15 protein-coding genes are annotated in these 17,035 nt (G+C 69.9%); 6 read left to right on the forward strand and 9 right to left on the reverse strand.

What is annotated here, in order from left to right:
- Positions 1 to 133: 133 nt before the first annotated feature.
- From AB8A24_RS29165 to fxsT, 3 genes are all read left to right on the forward strand, one after another.
- Positions 134 to 1,402 (forward strand): FxsB family cyclophane-forming radical SAM/SPASM peptide maturase, encoded by a 1,269-nt coding sequence (locus tag AB8A24_RS29165; protein WP_369478040.1) that lies wholly within the window; start codon positions 134 to 136, stop codon positions 1,400 to 1,402.
- Positions 1,399 to 2,655: an HEXXH motif domain-containing protein gene (locus AB8A24_RS29170; RefSeq protein ID WP_328961720.1), complete on the forward strand. Its 1,257-nt coding sequence runs from the start codon at positions 1,399 to 1,401 to the stop codon at positions 2,653 to 2,655. The genes AB8A24_RS29165 and AB8A24_RS29170 overlap by 4 nt, the downstream gene beginning before the upstream one ends.
- 63 nt (positions 2,656 to 2,718) lie before the next feature.
- Complete coding sequence (gene fxsT, locus AB8A24_RS29175) at positions 2,719 to 5,742, forward strand: FxSxx-COOH system tetratricopeptide repeat protein (protein ID WP_328961719.1); 3,024 nt, start codon at positions 2,719 to 2,721, stop codon at positions 5,740 to 5,742.
- A gap of 510 nt (positions 5,743 to 6,252) precedes the next feature.
- Here fxsT and AB8A24_RS29180 read toward each other — a convergent pair.
- Positions 6,253 to 6,459, reverse strand: coding sequence for a hypothetical protein (locus tag AB8A24_RS29180; protein ID WP_328961718.1), 207 nt, complete (start codon positions 6,457 to 6,459; stop codon positions 6,253 to 6,255).
- Positions 6,452 to 6,688, reverse strand: coding sequence for a hypothetical protein (locus AB8A24_RS29185; protein ID WP_328961717.1), 237 nt, complete (start codon positions 6,686 to 6,688; stop codon positions 6,452 to 6,454). The genes AB8A24_RS29180 and AB8A24_RS29185 overlap by 8 nt, the downstream gene beginning before the upstream one ends.
- 1,227 nt (positions 6,689 to 7,915) lie before the next feature.
- Between AB8A24_RS29185 and AB8A24_RS29190 the strand changes: the two genes are divergently transcribed.
- On the forward strand, positions 7,916 to 8,356 hold the full coding sequence (locus AB8A24_RS29190; protein WP_369478028.1) for a hypothetical protein: 441 nt from the start codon (positions 7,916 to 7,918) through the stop codon (positions 8,354 to 8,356).
- Positions 8,357 to 8,378: 22 nt separating this feature from the next.
- Here AB8A24_RS29190 and AB8A24_RS29195 read toward each other — a convergent pair whose 3' ends face one another.
- The 3 genes from AB8A24_RS29195 to AB8A24_RS29205 form a co-directional block, all read right to left on the reverse strand.
- The gene (locus AB8A24_RS29195) at positions 8,379 to 8,924 is read right to left on the reverse strand and encodes a hypothetical protein (RefSeq protein ID WP_369478029.1); all 546 of its coding nucleotides are present in this window, start codon (positions 8,922 to 8,924) and stop codon (positions 8,379 to 8,381) included.
- Complete coding sequence (locus AB8A24_RS29200) at positions 8,921 to 11,020, reverse strand: tyrosine-type recombinase/integrase (RefSeq protein WP_369478030.1); 2,100 nt, start codon at positions 11,018 to 11,020, stop codon at positions 8,921 to 8,923. The genes AB8A24_RS29195 and AB8A24_RS29200 overlap by 4 nt, the downstream gene beginning before the upstream one ends.
- Before the next feature lie 380 nt (positions 11,021 to 11,400).
- Positions 11,401 to 12,570: a tyrosine-type recombinase/integrase gene (locus AB8A24_RS29205; RefSeq protein ID WP_369478031.1), complete on the reverse strand. Its 1,170-nt coding sequence runs from the start codon at positions 12,568 to 12,570 to the stop codon at positions 11,401 to 11,403.
- 267 nt (positions 12,571 to 12,837) lie between these two features.
- Between AB8A24_RS29205 and AB8A24_RS29210 the strand changes: the two genes are divergently transcribed.
- Together AB8A24_RS29210 and AB8A24_RS29215 are read left to right on the forward strand one after the other, a co-directional pair.
- Positions 12,838 to 13,911 carry a hypothetical protein gene (locus AB8A24_RS29210; RefSeq protein WP_369478032.1) on the forward strand — a complete coding sequence of 358 codons (1,074 nt, stop codon included), beginning with the start codon at positions 12,838 to 12,840 and terminating at the stop codon, positions 13,909 to 13,911.
- Between the two features lie 11 nt (positions 13,912 to 13,922).
- A complete protein-coding gene (locus AB8A24_RS29215; RefSeq protein ID WP_328961715.1) occupies positions 13,923 to 14,477 on the forward strand; it encodes a GNAT family N-acetyltransferase in 555 nt (184 codons plus the stop codon).
- Between the two features lie 214 nt (positions 14,478 to 14,691).
- On the opposite strand, the gene AB8A24_RS29220 is transcribed toward AB8A24_RS29215, so the two are convergent.
- The 4 genes from AB8A24_RS29220 to AB8A24_RS29235 form a co-directional block, all read right to left on the reverse strand.
- The gene (locus AB8A24_RS29220) at positions 14,692 to 14,901 is read right to left on the reverse strand and encodes a hypothetical protein (protein ID WP_328961714.1); all 210 of its coding nucleotides are present in this window, start codon (positions 14,899 to 14,901) and stop codon (positions 14,692 to 14,694) included.
- A gap of 258 nt (positions 14,902 to 15,159) precedes the next feature.
- Complete coding sequence (locus AB8A24_RS29225; protein WP_328961713.1) at positions 15,160 to 15,351, reverse strand: hypothetical protein; 192 nt, start codon at positions 15,349 to 15,351, stop codon at positions 15,160 to 15,162.
- 230 nt (positions 15,352 to 15,581) lie between these two features.
- Positions 15,582 to 15,956: a hypothetical protein gene (locus AB8A24_RS29230; protein ID WP_328961712.1), complete on the reverse strand. Its 375-nt coding sequence runs from the start codon at positions 15,954 to 15,956 to the stop codon at positions 15,582 to 15,584.
- Positions 15,957 to 16,301: 345 nt separating this feature from the next.
- On the reverse strand, positions 16,302 to 17,018 hold the full coding sequence (locus AB8A24_RS29235; RefSeq protein WP_328961711.1) for a hypothetical protein: 717 nt from the start codon (positions 17,016 to 17,018) through the stop codon (positions 16,302 to 16,304).
- Between the last annotated feature and the right edge of the window lie 17 nt (positions 17,019 to 17,035).

Raw genomic sequence — 17,035 nt, forward strand, 5'->3', positions numbered from 1 at the left:
GCCCGCGGACCCCGACCCCGACCCGCCCGCCGACGCGCACCGGGATCCGCACCCCGGCCCGCACGTCGACGCGGCGGTCGCCCAGCAGTTGCGCCACGCCCGGCACGCGCCCTGGCCCTACACACGGCTCGACGTGGCCGCCGCGCGGGCCGCCGGCCACCGGCCCCACCCGATCCGCCAGTTCGTCCTCAAGACCCGCAGCCGCTGCAACCTCGCCTGCACCTACTGCTACGTCTACGAGATGGCCGACCAGGGCTGGCGCGACCAGCCGCCCGCGATGACCCCCGCCACCATCGCCCGCGCCGCGCAGCGGATCGCCGAGCACGCCGCCGCCCACGACCTGCCCCGGATCGACCTGGTCCTGCACGGCGGCGAGCCGCTGCTTTCCGCCCCCGCCCAACTGGCCGCGCCCGTCGAGGCCGTACGGACCGCCGTGGCCGGGGCAGCCCCGTCCACGCGGGTCACCGCCACCGTCCAGACCAACGGCACCCTGCTCACCCGCGGCCGCCTCACCGCCCTGGCCGCCGCCGGGATCCGGGTCGGCGTCAGCCTCGACGGCGGGCTGCCCGCACACAACACCCGCCGGGTGGATCACGCCGGACGGCCCGGCTTCGCGTCCGCCGCCCGCGGCCTACGGCTGCTGGCCCGCCACCCGCAGAGCTACGCCGGTGTGCTCTGCGTCGTCGATCTCGACCAGGACCCGATCGAGACCTACGAGTCCCTGCTCGCCTTCGACCCGCCCAGCGTCGGGCTGCTCCTGCCGCTCGCGAACTGGAGCGCCCCGCCCCCCGGCCACCGCACCGGCCGGACCCCGTACGCGGACTGGCTGCTCGCCGTCTTCGAGCGCTGGTGGCACGACGGCGTACGGCGCACCCGGATCCAGCTCTTCGAGGAGATCATCGCCCTGTTGCTCGGCCTGCCCACCACCACCGAGACCCTCGGGCTCACGCCCGCCGCCACCGCCGTGATCGAGACCGACGGCTCCATCGAACAGGCCGACTCACTGAAATCCGCGTACGAGGGGGCCGCCGCGACCGGGATGACCCTCGACACCCACAGCTTCGACCAGCTCCTCGACCACCCCGGACTCGTCGCACGCCAGCTCGGCCGGGACGCGCTCGCCGGCTGGTGCCGTGCCTGCGAGCTGGTCGACGTGTGCGGCGGAGGGCACTACCCGCACCGCTACCGCGCCGGTGAGGGCTTCCGTAGGCCTTCCGTGTACTGCGCCGACCTGCAGCGACTGATCCGGCACATCGCCGCCGCCGTCCAACGGGCCGCGCAGACCACCCGGACCGCCGCCGGCGCCCCGGTCGCCGAAGCCGCCGGCGCCCCGGTCGCCGAAGCCACCGATCCCCCGGCCGCCGAAGCCCCCGCCGACCACCCTCCGGCGGTCGCCTCATGACCGACGCCCTCACCGCCTTCACCGTCTCCTCGCCCACCCTGCGCGCCCTCGCCTCCACCGAACCGTCCATGGAGGGCACCCGCCTGGTCCGCGACGTACGCCGCTCCAAACGCCTGCTCCTGCTGCGCGCGGTCCTCGACGCCGCCCCCGGCGGCAGCTCCGGGGAGACCGCCGACCACTGGGCCCTGCTGGAGGAGGCCGAGCGCCGCGACCCGGGCGCCGTGCGCGACGTACTGCACTACCCCGCCACCGGGGTGTGGGCCGAGGAGACCCTGCGCCGGCTGCACGCCCCCTGCGGCCCCCCGCCCGACCTGGGACACCTCGGGGCCCTCGCCGTCGCCGCCGCCCTGCGCGCCGGGATCCCCTTCAGCCACACCCTGCGGCCCCTGCACGGCCGGCTCGTCCTGCCCACCCTCGGCCTGCTGCGCCCGGACCGCCCCGGCCCGCTCGCCCTCTGCGAACGTTCCTGGGACCCCGACGACCCGGCCACCGTGCCCCTGCACGCCCTGCCCGGCGGCCGGACCGCCCTCGACGACCTCGACCCCTACCGGGCACCCGGCCCCGCGCAGCCCGCCCCGATCCGCCCCGCCCGCCGGCTCACCCCCAAGGGCCACAAGCGGTGGGACACCCAGTGGTCCGGCGCGCTCACCCTGCTCCAGCGCTACGACACCATCCGCGCGGAGGAGACCGTCCAACTGCTGCGCTCCGTCGTACCGCTGGCCGGCGGCTCCCGCTCCAGCGGCGCCACCCTCCCCGCGGCGGCCGGCTCCGTACTCGCCCGCGCACAGGCCCCGCCCGCCCTCGCCGCGACCCTGGTCCACGAGGTCCAGCACGGCAAACTGACCGCCCTCACCGACGTCCTGACCCTGCACACGGCCGACCACACGCCCCGCCACTGGGCCCCCTGGCGCAGCGACCCCCGCCCCCTGGACGGCCTGCTGCACGGCGCCTACGCCCACCTCGCCCTCGCCGGGTACTGGCAGCGCGCCGCCCTCTACGGGGCCCGCGGGGCCTGGGCCCAGCACGCCCGCATCCGCGCCCAGGTGGCAGCCGTCCTGCCCACCCTGCGGGCGCACGAGCTACTGACCACCGCCGGACGGGAGTTCACCGACGCGATGGGGGCCGCCGAACGCGCCATGGACGACCTGCCGCCGCCCGGCGACCAGCACACCGCGGCCCGCCGGGCCGTCGACCGAGAACGCCGCGCCTGGTGCGAGGCACACCCCGAACTCGCGGCGTTCGCACAAGGCTGACGGACCGTCCGCTGCGGTACCTTTCAAGCCCGTCCACCGCCCGGATTCCAGGGAGACGGCCCGATGACCACCGGTAGTCGCCAGGACCGTGAACCGGCGGCGCAGCAGCCGCCCCAGCCGCCCCAGCCGCAGCGATTCGTCATCAGCTTCGCGGGATTCAACCGCCCCTGGGCGGTGTGGATCGCGCACCGCCTGGAGGAGCACGGCCACCGCGTCGCCCTCCAGCGCTGGGACCCGCAGAACAGCCCCGGCATCGACCAGGCCCTCGACGACCTGGCCCGCTCCGGCAGCCGGGTCCTCCTCGTCCTCAGCGAGCGCTACTTCTCCGCGGGCACCCACACCGACGAGCAGTGGAACACCGCCCTGCGCGCCGTCACCGACCGCCACCCCGACCGGTTCGCGGCGGTCTGCCTCACCGACGCCCCGCTGCCCAGCGCCGTCGCCGTACTGGAGAAGACCGACCTGTGGGGCCTGGACGCGTACGAGGCCGAGTACCGCGTGCTGCGCCGCCTGGAACTGCCCACCGACCGGATCGGCACCGAGACCGGCCGCCGCGGCCCGCGCTTCCCCAACGACCCGCCCGAGATCTGGGGCCGCGTCCCGCGCCGCAACCCGCGCTTCACCGGCCGCAACGACGTCATCGGCACCCTGCGCGAGGCGCTGGTCGAAGCCCCGCCCGGCGCGTCCACCGTCACCCTCCTCGGGCTCTCCGGCGTCGGCAAGACCCAGGTCGCCACCGAGTACGCCTACCGCTTCGCCTCCGAGTACGACGTGGTGTGGTGGGTCCCCGCCGAGGACCGGCCCACCCTGCGCGAACGCCTCGCCGACCTGGCCCCCGCGCTCGGTCTGCCGCGCGGGGCGGGCAGCTACGGAGAGCAGATCCGGGCCGTCCTCGAAGCGCTGCGGCGCGGGAACCCGTACGGCCGCTGGCTGATGGTCTTCGACGGCTGCGACAACCCGGACGACCTGATCGACCTGCTGCCCTCCGGCGCCGGCGATGTCATCATCACCTCCCGCAACCGCGAATGGGCCGCCCGGCACACCAGCCTGGTCGAGGTCCCGCTCTACGCCCGCCCCGAATCGATCACCTTCATCCGCCGCCGGGCCCTGCGCCTGACCGCCGCCGAGGCCGACCAGCTCGCCGAGGCCCTGGAGGACTACCCGCTCGCCCTCGACCAGACGGCGGGCTGGCTCGCCGACTCCCCGCTGCCGGTCGGCGACTACCTCGTCCTGCTCCAGCACCGGATGGACTCCCGCGAGGCCGTCACGGTCTCCGAGGACTACCCCCTGCCCTTCCCCACCGCCCTCGCCATACTGCTCAACAACGTCCGGGAGAACTTCCCCGACGCCCTCGCCCTGCTCCGACTGTTCGTCTTCTTCGCCCCCGGCCCGGTGCCGCTGCGCCTGCTGCGCGAATTCCCCGCCGACGACGTACCCGAACAGCTCGCCGGACTGATCAACGACCAGATCCGGTGGAACGCCGCCCTCAACAAGCTCGTCCAGTTCTCCGTCGTCCGACTGGAGTACTCCGACCTGGCCGTGGAGGACGGCGGCGGCGGACTGGAGACCGTACAACTGCACCGCATGGTCCACGGCATCGTCCGCGAAGACCTCTCCGAGGGCGAGGCCGAACCGCTGGCACGCGCCGTACGCCAGGTCCTCGCCGCCGCCGACCCCGGCCGGCCCTCCGACTCCCGCCTGTGGCCCCGGTACGCCGAACTCATCCCGCACCTGGCCACCTCCGGGGTGCTCACCAGCAGCAACCCACGCATCCAGAACTTCCTGCTGCACTGCCTGCGCTACCTGATCCTCGCCGGCGAGTACCGCACCTGCCTGCGGCTCTCCGAGGAGACCGACCTGATCTGGCGGGCCCTGCTCGGCGAGGACCATCCCAAGGTCCGCGAACTGAGCTACCAGTACGGCGAAGCCCTGCGTAACCTCGGCCTGTTCCGGCGCGCCGAGACCCTCACCCGCGCCCGCGCCGACCGGCTCGCCGGGGAACGCGGCGACCGCGACCTGGAAACCCTGCGCGCCACCAGCTCGTACGGCGGGGTCCTGCTGTGCATCGCCCACTTCGAACCGGCCCGCGAGATCTTCGAACACTGCCTGGCCACCTACCGCGAACTCCTCGGCGAGGACGACTCCACCACCCTCGCCGCCCAGAACAACCTGGCCGCCACCTACCGCCTGCTCGGCCGCTACCAGGACGCCTACGACCTCGACCTGGACACCCTGCGCCGCCGCGAACGGGTCCTCAGGACCCACCACATCTCCACCCTCTCCTCCGGGATCGCCTGCGCCATGGGCCTGCGACTGATGGGCCGCTACCACGAGGCCCAGACCCGGCAGGAACAAGGCGTGAAGATCAACACCCAGGTGCTGGGCCTCGAACACCCCCAGACCCTGCGCGCCGAGCACAACCTCGGGATGTGCCTGCGCCGCTCCGGCGACATCCCCGGCGCGGGCCTGCGGCTGCGTACCGTCTGGGAGCGGGCCACCAGGGTGTTCGGGGCGGACTACCCGTGGACCCTGATGGTCGCCTCCGACTACGCCACCTACCTCAGGGAGTACGGAGACGTCGGCGAGGCCCGCCGGATCTCCGAGGACGTGGTCCGCGGCTACCAGTCCCAGCTCGGCCTCGCCCACCCGTACAGCATCGGCACGGTCGGCAACCTCGGCCTCGTCCTGCGGGCCCAGGGCGAACGCACGGCGGCCCTCTCCCTCGCCGAGCAGGCACTGGTGGGCATGCGCGGCGCCCTCGGCGACCGGCACCCCTGGACCCTCGGCTGCGCCCTGAACGCCACCGGGCACCGGAACATCACCGGCCGGCTGGAGGACGCCCTGGACCTGAGCCGGGAGACCCTGCGCACCGCCGAACGGGTCCTGGGCCCGGACCACCCGATGTCCCTGAGCGCCCAGATCGCCCTGGCGGCGGACCTCCGGTCGGTACGGGAACACGAGGAGGCGGCGAAACACGAGGACGCGGGGATCAAGGGCCTCACCCGCACCCTGGGCGCGCAGCACGTCCACACGATCTCGGCGAAGCAACAGACGAGGCCGTACTGGGACTTCGAACCCCAGCCGTAGGGGGCGGGGGCGGTACGGAGCCACGTGCGCGGGTGTCGTTGTGAGCCGGGCACGGTACGGAACCCACGCGTGCGGGGCCTTCACCCCCTCGGCCCCACCGCTCCGGGTCGGTGGCTGCCCACCCGCCTCCCCCTCGGCGGCGGGGCGGGGCCGATGGCCTGCCGGGCGGGGTCGGGCGGTGGTGAGTTCCGGCCCGGCCGGACCGTCCTGCGAGGTCGGGGCTTCGGTGGGCAGGAGCTGAGCAGGCGGCATCAGGGAAGCCCCCGAAGGAACGGGCCGGGGGACAAGAGACCACCGGGGACGTCGGCAATGCCCGGGCGGGCGCCCGAGGGGGCGGATCCCGAGGCGGGGCCCATCCGCATCCGATCCCGGGTCCGGGGCGGCCGAAGCTCCGTCCTGCGGCGGCCAGATGGACCTGGCGGCCTGTCAGACGGCCTGGACGCGCCAGATCGCTACGCGCCCCTCGATGACGGCGGCGAACGGCCGCCCGGGGCTGTCGGATGGGGTTGGTCAGGCCTGCTCGACGTTGCCGACCGCGGTGGTGAACTCGCGGCCGGACGCGGCTCGGATGTAGGCCAATTCCATCCAGTGCGGGTGGACGGAGTTCGACACGTCCTCGTTGATCACGGCCATCAGCACTCCTTCGGTGCCGGACGCGACATCGCGTACACGGCGGCGCAGCAGGCGATGAGGGACGTATTCGTACCGTTCAGGCATCGGACGGCTCCTGGACGGAGGAGGCGAAACGCGCCCAGCCGACGCGAGCGCGGTCGAGGAGCTCCTGGCTCAGCCGTGGTCCGGCAGGGCACAGGGCGCACTCGCAACTCGGGAATGCGAGGGGGTGCATGGGCGGGCTGTCGCGCACGGTGGGGGCTACGACCACATGGGAGCGTTCGCGGACGATCCGTCCCGTTTGGGTGTTGACGTCATACACGCGAATGGTCATGGACATACGTACTCCCGCAGCTCAAGGGCGTTGCGAATTCGGCGTGTCACTAGTGCACCGTCTGAGGGGGCGCCACGGGCTGCCGGGCACCGGACGTTTCGGCGGACGTTTTCCGGCCCGTATCTGGAGCCAGATCACTACGGTGAAGACATGAGTCCCGGGCCGAGAGGGCGAAGCGCATGGCTGGGCAGGTGACGGGCGGACTGGCACGGTTACGGCACGTAGCTTCTGTTGGGTTGGCGGCATAAGCGTCTGTCGGCAGATCGGTGTCTGTACTGGCCAGCGGCCCCCTCGAACGGATGGATCGGTGTGCGACAGATGTCGTGTAGGGCCGGTGACAGGTGGAGGCGGCTGGAGGTGCCTGGTCTTCCACGAAGACGACCGGGTATTCGATGCCGGCCTTTGAAGGACGAGGCTCTACCGGGCGGTGGACCGCTGGTCGATCAACACCCGCTTGTACCAGCCCTTCCCGAACACCCCACAGGGCTTTGACACCTCTACCCGGATCGGCCTGACGGCGTACCCGTGCACTGCTGCCATCACGGCAGCACAGCGGGAGCCTTCCGCCTGCGGTGGGCAGGGGCGTTCCTCTCTGGAATCGACTCTGCACACGGGCTACATCCCACAGAATGCCCACCCACCGCGCCAAACCATCGGAAAGACGCTCCGGCCACGCGCTCGGCCGAGTGCACACCTGCCTCGAAGCACGCCACCCGATCCCCTCTACGCTGCGCCATACAAGCGCCCGCTCATTTGGATGGCGAGCCACGACACATAGCTGTGCGTGGAGTTCGACGTGGTGTAGGACTCCTCTATGAGCGCTTCCGTGGCTCGTCCTGCAGGGCACGCAATGGGCCATGAAACGTGACGATTCAACAGTGGATTTATCTACTGTCAGGAGTTCAACTTCCGCTGAGAGATGGGGTTGCGAACTCGAACGTTCTGAGTTTCCCTAGATGTGTTGGTGCTAGTCGAGAGGGTTGTAGAACGTTCACATGGACGGGCTCCCTGCTACACAGCAGCCACGCACAAATGCCCGACATGATTAGGGCTGAGGCCTGTCGACGCGGGGCCTAGAGCGGGCGGCCCTGCGAGCGGCCATCGTGTTCTTCCACTTGGGGCTAGACCTGTTAAACCCCTCTAGGAAAGCGCGTCGGCGCGATCTGCACAGGACAGGCATCGTACGAGAAGTCATGAGCCGTTACGATTCGGGTTGGAGGGTGCGAAATGGCTTACAAGGACGTGGTAGTGAAGCTGCACCACATTTTCAACGACAACACGGGAGACGATCCAGGAAACGCACTGGAACTCTACGGACGTTGGGATGCCAAGCGGTTTAAGTACGACGCTGACGAAGGTGTGGAATACCTCCTGGAAGACAAGAACTTGTGGAATAGGACGGCAAATGACCCTGCGAGCGTCGTAGAGGGAACCGCCTTCATAATCGACTCCACGGTGCAATATAGGATCAAGAGCGGCGAGTTTTTGCAGATCATCGGGTTTGTCAGTGAGCAAGATGACATAGGTGGAAACGATAGACTCGGCGACTACGAAGGGCGGTTCGGGGTCCCCGATCTTAAGGACCAGCCGGTGCCAGTCCCGCAATTCAATGAGAGTAATCAGCGGGTCAATGTGAAGATTACGATGAAAGTATTGGACGAAGGTTAGCCGACCCTTTAGGCTTCGCAGGTCAGCGCGGTCGGTGAGGGCGGCTGTTGAGCTGGTTCATCAACTCGCGGTTGGTGGTCCGGGCGGCTTGTAGGTCCTCGTCACGTTCGGCGAGCAGGTCCCGGAGGTGGGCGATCTGTTGCTCGAAGAGCGTGATCTGCTGTTCCAGGGCGCTGGTGTCGCCCGGAGTGCCGAGACCGGTTGCCCGCCATGCTTCGCGGCCGAGGGCTTCGGACAGGCGCTGTTCGAGGCGGGCCACGTGTGCGGTCAGACGGGTGTTGCGGTCGGTGAGGTTGGCCAGGTCGGCCAGCAGGGACTGCCGGCTGACCAGCGGTCCGGTGGGGCCGTCCGGCAGCTGTGCGGCTCTGGTCAGCACGGCGGCGTGGAGATCTGCGTGCCGGTAGATGAGGCTGCGGTGGACGCCGGCCAGGCGAGCAACGGAAGAGACGCTGATCGGCTGCCCATCACGGGTCAGGTCGTCGAGCGCAGCCAGGACGCGCCTGCGGCGCCGGGCGGAGTCGTCGGCGCGGGCACGGGCGAGCCGGTCGGCCGGTGTGGTCGGGTTCATGCTTCCCGTTCGAGTCGGTGGCCATTGGCTGACGTCCGGAGCGTGGGCATGCCGAGCTGTACGGTGCGGGACCGGCGCAGGACCGAGGTGGCCTGGCGGATCCCCTCCCGTTCGTCGTCGGCGAGGGTGTCGAGGTCGCTCTCGACCCTGCGGATCAGGCGCCGCAGGCGGCTGATCTCCTCCTCGGATGGTGTTGCTTCCGCCCGGGCCCAGGCGTCGAGCTCGTCGGCCGCGGCCAGCCGTTCCCGGTCCCGCAGCAGGGTGTCCAGGTAGGCCCGCAGGTCCGGAAGGTAGGAGGGGTCGGTGCGGAAGTGATCACAGCCCAGGCACCGGAACCGGAACGGGCAGGCGTGTCCGCCTGCTTTGACGTTGCTGGGCTCGGCGCAGATCCCGAAGGGGACGGCGACCTGCCCGATACGCATCCGGGCGTGCTCGTGGTCCAGCAGTGCTTTGGCCTCGTCCCACAGTCGGCCGCCGTGTCGGTCGAACTGCAGGGTGACCAGCCGGTCGACGGCCTGACGCGTGCGCTTCTCGGATACCCGGTAGTAGGCCTGCGTGGTTCCGAGGGTCTTGTGTCCCATCAGCTCCCGCAGCACGTCCACCGGCGTCCCGGCATCGGCATGCCGCTGGGCGTAGCTGTGCCGGTAGGCGTAGAGCGTGATCCGTGCCTTGTCGAACTCCTCCCCCGCGGCGGTGAGTAGGGGTGGCATGGTGTTCAGCCACTCGCGGTGGAGCTGGCAGAGGAACATCGACCGGTATGGCTTGGTGCCGTCCGGGTTGAAATGCGGGTTCGGGAACAGCGCGAGCTGGCTCGTGGAGGTGTCCGGGAAGCGGTCGCGGACCCGGTCGCGCTGCTCGCGGATCATCGCGGCGGTGGTGTCCGGGATCGGCAGGTGGCACCGCAGCCGGTTGTTCTTGAAGTCGGTGTAGACCAGGACGTGCTTGCCGTCCGCGTCGGTCTCCAGACAGTCCCAGGGGAGTTTCTGCACCTCGTCGGGGCGGCGGCCGGTGTCGATGAGGATCTCTACCGCGATCCGGGCGTGCCGCCCTCCGGCCGGGGATCCCGACCGGCCGTTGCGCCGGCTGGTCTCCAGGGAGTCGAGCCGTGAGCACAACTGGGCCAGGATCTCACCAGGCAGAGCCCGCCCGCGGCCTTCGTCCTCTGGTGGCCGAGGAATGTCGCCCTTGCGGAACGAGAAGTCGTCGGGCAGCCCGGCCAGCACTTGGCGGGGCCGGGTCAGGCCCATCTCGCGGATCTCGCGCAGGAACCGGGCGCACCACCGGCAGATCGTCACCCGCAGGTTCGGGCTGATCTGCCCGGTGTGCTCCAGGTAGGCCAGGCGCTGCTGGAAGACCTCGACGTCGGTGCGGCGCAGCCGCTCCGGGGCATCCCCGTGATCCTCTCGGTTGATGCGCAGGCTGTCGGAGAGCCGCTCCAAGCAGACGACCATGGACATGAGGGAGTTGGGGATGTTCCGGCCGTAGCGGCGGGGAATGGCGTCCAGCACCCACGCCTTGGCCGCTCGCCGCAGCCACTCCTGGCTAAGGCCGGTGAAGTTCATGGTGCGGCCCTTGCCCAGCCCGAAGACCTCCGCGTCCCACACATCCTTGAGCTGCTCCAGTTCCGGCGTGGCCAGACCGACGCGGATGTCGGCCGTCATCGACTTCCACACCCCCGCCATCCGCGTGTTCGCCTCGACCGTCAGCTGGCTCAGGCTGGTGATCTGCTGGGCGCGAGCCGTGTCGCACAGGGCCTTAAAGGCCGTGTGGGGCAGCCGGACGTGACGGTCCAGTCGCTGCTGAGTCCCGAACAGCAACTCGGCGACGACGAGATCCGGCAACCCGCGAAAGCTGATCAAGGTGCCGTCGTGGACCGCCGGCGCGGTCCGGGACCACAGCCCGGGATCGACGTCCGGATTCTTCCTCCTCGCTTCGTTCCAGCTCCAGCGGTGCCCCGCGCAGAACCCGCCGCGGTCCTTACTCTGCCGGTGACACGCTGCCACCGAGCACGGCTCCAACGCCGGCTTCGGCCCCACCCGCGGATCGAGGACGAAGTCCTCGATCGCCTCGATCCCGAGGCGGTACTTCTGATCCATGTGGCTGAGGCAGACCGGGTTGTCGAACGACCTCCAGACCCGCTCGCACCCCGGCACCCGGCACGGGCCATCGGTTCCCGTGAAGATCCGAACCGCTGTCGTCAGGAAGTCCTCCAAGTCCTGCTCGCCGGCCCGCCACCGTCCTCGGCAGGTGGCACACAGCGGAGCGCCACCGCCCAGACGGGCAGGCGCGATGCAGTTCCGCACGGCACAGGACCGGTACCCGATCAGGGGATGATCCGGCGACGGCCGTGCAATCCGCAGCCGCTCGTCCCACCCCAGCCCGACCAAGAAGTCCTGCCGCACCCGCGAGAACAGCCGCTCGGCCTGGGCGTCCTCCCGCCCGCTGTCCAGCGGTGGTGCCAGCGCGGCCTCACCGTTCATGAGCGGACCCCCTCGACGAGCGATCCCACGCGGTCAACTGCGGCCCGCAGGCGCTGCGGCGACGGATGAAGGTAGACCTGGGTGCTGGTCACCGAGCGATGGCCCAGCAGCTGCTGGACCTCGTCGATGGCGGCCCCGGCCTCAACCACGTTGGTCGCGAAGGCGTGCCGCAGAGAGTGTGGATGAACCACCCGCTCCAGCTCCGCCCGCCGGGAGAGCCGTACGAGCAACTCGTTGACCGCCCCGGGCTTCACCGGTGTCCCGGCCGGCGGCCGGGCCAGGTTCACCAGCACCATGTCGCTGAGCGCCGCCTCAGCACACCTCGCACGCTCCACCGCGTACTGGTCGAACGCCTGGACCACCAGGAAGTCCACCGGCACCGCCCGCGACCGACGCGACTTCGCCCACGCACCCGAACCGTTGTCCCGACGCACGACATGAAGGTGCGAGCCCGGCACCGAACAACCCAGGTGTCGGGCATCCACGACGAAGTGGATGTCCTCCCGGCGCAGCCCCACCACTTCCCCGCGGCGCAGACCCGCACGCGCCATCAGCAGCACGATCAGCCGATCCCGTGCCATCCGGCAGGCCCGCAGCAGGGCCACGACCTCGTCGTCACTGGCCCGGTCGACCGGTACGTCCGGGACTGCGGCCCGATGCCGGGCCCGGGCGTAGTAGCGGGGCCCACTCGCCTCACCACGAACCTCGACAGGAAGGTCACGATCATCAGCGACTTCGTAGAGCATGCCCAGCACCGCCACCGGAGCGTTGCCCACGGCGACCTGGTGCTTCAAGAACTCCCGCACCCCGGCCAGGATCGTATTCACCCGGCGGGGGCCTCGAACCGGCTGTTGCCCCGGGCCGGGGACCACCGGATCTCCATCCAGTCGGACGTGCCGCAGCCAGAACATGAACGACCCGAGACGACCCGCGCACTCCCGCCAGTCGAGACCCGACCGGGCACACCAGGTCAGGAACAGCTTCATCGCGCCCGCGTACGTCGCGGTCGTCGACTCGGCCTGGTCCCGGCCGAACCGCACATGCCGCAGGAACTCATCCACCTCGGCAATCGGCGCGAGCCCGTCTTCATCCAGCACCGTCCAGTACCGGTCACCCGACGGCATCCGCACCACGAACGGCCGCAACCGCACTTTCCTGTTCTCCATCACGGGCGCATCTCAGCAACACCTGCGACGTCCGCGACACCGGTTCAGGAACTGTCGGCCACAGGTTCACCGCCCAGGGTGACGCGACAGTGCACGACACCTCCTGAAACCCAAGGGAACGCCGCCGGCTACACACAGGAGTCATTCGTCGAGGCGTTCCGGCAGGAAGCCGTCCGCCTCGGCGTTGCCGCGGCGGTGAGCGTCCGGCAACTGCGGCGATGGGAGCGCGAGACACCCCCGCCGCTCCCTCATCCAGGGCAGCAGGCCGTGCTCGAAGCGCTCTTCGGCGTGCCGCTCCCCGAGATGGGGTTCGACACCCCTGCACATCGAGTGACGGTCGCCGTGCCGATCAGCGACGCTGAAGGGGTGAAGAGGAGAACCTTCGTCGCAGACGCGGGCGCCCTCGCCGCGGCGGCCCTGCTCCCGGCCGCAGCAGGGCCCCGCATCGGTACGGCCGATCTCGGACGGCTGAGAGAACTGCTGGACGGGCTCTATCAGACGGACCACACCGCGGGAAGCGTTCCTGCGGGGGCTGAGGCCGGACGCATCGAGCAAGAGATCACACGCGCCCTGGGGAGCGCCTCGTACACGTCGCGTGTCGGTCGGGAGCTGCAGACGATGCTTGCCGAGCTGTACGGGCATCGTGCCTGGTACGGCTACGACGGAGGACGTTTCACTGAGGGCCGTTCCGCCTGCATGGAAGCCCTTGCCGCGGCGCAGTTCGTCGACAACCCATTGCTACAGGTATCGGTGCTGGAGACTCTGGTACTCCTCGCGGTCAAGGCGGACCGGTCGTGGGAAGCGGCGAGCGCAGTCGAGCACGCCTACCGTCTCGCGAGCCGAGCGGGTGCGGGCCCGACGGTTCATCTTGTGATTGCGCTGCGAGATGCCAACGTCGCCACGCATGCCGGGGACCTGTCGGGCGCGCGGCGTGCCCTGACCCGGGCGGTCACCTACCAGGGGCGCGCGGCCTCCGATCCGGAAGTACCGAACTGGGCCCGGTTCGTGGGGCCCTTCGAGGTCGACTACGCGACGGCGGATATGTACGTGCGTGCTGCGCAACCCAAGCGCGCAGTTCCGTTCCTGCGCGCGGCCCTGGGCAGCATGGGTGGTGGATTGGCCAGGAACAGTGCCTCGTACCGCGTCAGGCTCGCTGATGTGCTTCTGGCCGCCGGGGAGGTCGACGAGGCATGCGCCGAAGTGAACGGCGTGCTCGATACCTTGGGTGGCATCGCTTCACCCCGTCTGACGGGCAAGGTGCGTGACTTCAAGCGGGCGGCCGGGGTAGTCGACAGTCCAACTGCACGCGCGTGCGTGGCGCGGATTCACGAGACTGTATGAGAGGGCGTCCCATGACTCAGGCTGGGGGAGCGTCGGTCGAGCAACTCGGTGGGTCGGCTGCCGCGGAGGTTGAGAGTGCCTTCCGGCTCGTCTACGCCGAGGCGTTCGCCGAGCCGCCGTACAACGAGAAAGAGAGCGACGTTGCGGCCGCGTTCCGCCGGTTTCGGTCGCAGACTCGTAAGCCCGACTTTCGGAGCGCCTTGGCACGCAGCTCGGACGGTCAGCCCACAGGTATCGCATACGGCTACCCGCTCGGGCCGCAGACGGGCTGGTGGGATCAGTTGACCGAGCCTGTGCCCGAGGAGATGCGGAGAGAGGACGGTCAGCGGACCTTCGGCCTGATGGAACTCGCCGTGCGTGTGGCGTGGCGCAGGCAAGGCATCGCAGGACGCCTGCACGGCATCCTGCTCGACGGAGTCGAGGCCGAGCGGGTCCTGCTCAACGTTCACCCGGAGAGCACGGCGGCCGTCGCTGCCTATCGGGCATGGGGGTACCGGAAGGTCGGTGAAGCGCGTCCATGGAGCGGCGCGGACCTGCACGACGTGATGTTGCTGGACCTTCGCTGAAGGAACGTGCCGGGTGTTCGAGGAAGCCCGACCCTCGCGGGCGTAAAGGCACGACCGAGAGGCGGGGCCCAACTGCATCGGATCCCGGGTCTGCGGCGGCGCTACGCGGACCTCGTCCGTCAGCGTTTGCAGCCCGTCTTGGGCCGGACACAGGCCGCCCATGACCCGTGAGCGCTTCTCGTCGACGGCGCCCGGCGGGGCTGGACGCGGCGGGTCATTCGGCCGGTTCGACGTTGCTGACCGCGGTGGTGAACTCGCGGCCGGACGCGGCGCGGATGTAGGCCAGCTCCATCCAGTGCGGGTGGTCGGAGTCCGACACGTTCTCGTTGATCACGGCCATCAGCATTCCTTCGGAGCCGGACGCGACATCTCGCACACGGCGGCGCAGCAGGCGATGAGGGACGTATTCGTACCGTTCAGTCATCGGACGGCTCCTGAATGGAGGAGACGAAACGCTCCCAGCCGACACGAGCGCGATCGAGGAGCTCCTGGCTGGGCCCGGGCGAATGCTCCTGTCCGCCGAGCCGGCGAGGGGGGTGCGTGATCTGCTGAGGGTGGTCCAGCTCGGGGCGTTCGACATGCTGAGTCACGAGCCCTCCCATCTGTCGGTGTGCGGGCAGACAGATGGTGTTCCGCTACGAGTGCCGCAAGGGATGCAGTCCGTACCCCTGCCAGGGGTTGCTCAGATCGCTCCGATCCACTCGGCGTAGGACGTCAGTGAGTTGGCGTCAGCCCGCTTGAGGCGGCGGATCTTCCCGATGTCCTCTCGGACCCACGGGTGCTCGCGCACATGTTGCGACGCGTGCATGCGGGCTTCCTTGAGGCAGCCGAAGGCTCTGTCGGGGTTGCCGGACCACAGCTGTGCACGTGCCACCTCGATCCAGAATCCGGATCGGCGCTCTGCCGGGATCTCCTGGCCCGGGCTCCATGCCCGCGAGCGTCGGGCTCGCCGCCGAGCGGCGATGCGCTGCCCGATGTGTTCGGGCCAGCGTACGGGTGGAGGGGTTGTTCCCGTCGGGTGGACGGGAACAACCCTCAGGGGTTACAGGCCCGGGATCCCGATGAGGGACTCACCTGGGCGGGGCCGGAGCCCCCGGCTCTTGTTTACTTGAGCTGGATGCTGGCTCCGAATATGTTGCCGACCTCCGCGCATTCCTTGACGTCGTCACGGCTGAAGTAAGGGGTGCTGGCGGTGCCGGTCAGTCCCTTTGCGGTCGCAGTGCAGTACCACTTGCGCGGGCCCTTGTACGCCACCTTCCAAACCTCGCTCTTTCCTGCCGCCATGTTTCCGGAGCATTGCGTTGCGATGTCCGTGTGGACGCAGATGTTCGCGATGGTCGCCGAGAAATTGCTGAGGCGGAAGGCCGCGACCGGTGCCGCCTGGCTCGCCGGTGCGGTCACGATCATCCCAGCTCCGACGGCTGCCACCAGTCCGGCGACCGTAGCCAGCCGGGTGCTCCTCTTGACGGTTCGGGACATGGTGCCTCCAGTTGTAGTAATTCTGTGCTGCAATATAGGAATTGATCGGCCCGTGCGTGGTGACAGGTGAATCGGTGGAGCTCTGGCGAATCGTCGCATCGATGCGTCAATGCCCCGGATGGCCGCGCTCGATTTCGGACACCGCCTCATGCGATTCGCATTCCGCGATCGCTCCGATATGCCCGTTGTAATGGCGGCGGCAAAGCATTCAATCTTCTGGCGCTCGGCTCGTCCCGGCCGGAGTTTTCGGACGTGGAAACGGGGTCGGCATTCGGGGCGCTACGCGGAGTCAGACCCTGACTCGCCGCGGCCGTTGCCTTGATCTTGGTGGTTCGTGGTCGGTCGTCAGACCTCGCACCGGTGCTGTTCGGCCTGTCGGGCGAGCTCGCCGCGCTCCCGGCGGGCCGCGTCCGCCTCCTCGCGCACCTTGTCGAGACGCTCCTCCAGCTGGGCGACCCGCTCGCGGTAGCGCTCCAGCTCCGCCCGTACGAACTCCACATCGGCCACCTGCTGCGCGGTCTCCTGGCGGATCTTCTCCGTCTCCTCCGCGAACCGGTGCTTGCCCACGTCCAGTTGGGCGATGGCCAGGTCCGCGGCCTCCTCCGCCAGCGCGGTGCGCCGTTCGGCGTCCAGGGTCCGCCGGCCTGCGGCCTTGGTCACGGTGCGGATGCGCTCCTCGGCGGCGGCCGAGTCCGTGATGATGGCCAGCTCCTCGATGTAGCCCGGCAGGTCCGTGGACAGCTGGGAGATGAGCGCCACAAGGTCGTCGCGAGCGCCTGATGCGTCCTTGCCCTCTGGCGCGGCTTCCATGGCGGTCCACATGGCGGCTTCCGGCGTTCGGTCCACGGGGGCTTCGGCCGCCTTCGCGGCCTTTTTGGCTTCGGCCGCCTGGCGCTTCTCGTCCTTGCGCTGCTGCCGCTTCGCCCGGAACGTGCGGAACGCCGACAGCGCGTTGTGGTCCGGGTGGGCGCAGTACCGGGGCTCGGGGTTGCCGGGCGTCGGCGCCTCGGGGTGGTTGGCGCACTCGGGGTAGGCGCAGAGGGGAAGCGTCTCGACCGTCATTGTTCCGCCTTCTCGTG

Origin of the sequence: Streptomyces sp. BF23-19 (assembly GCF_041106355.1) — a bacterium.
GTDB classification, from domain to species: Bacteria; Actinomycetota; Actinomycetes; order Streptomycetales; family Streptomycetaceae; genus Streptomyces; species Streptomyces virginiae_A.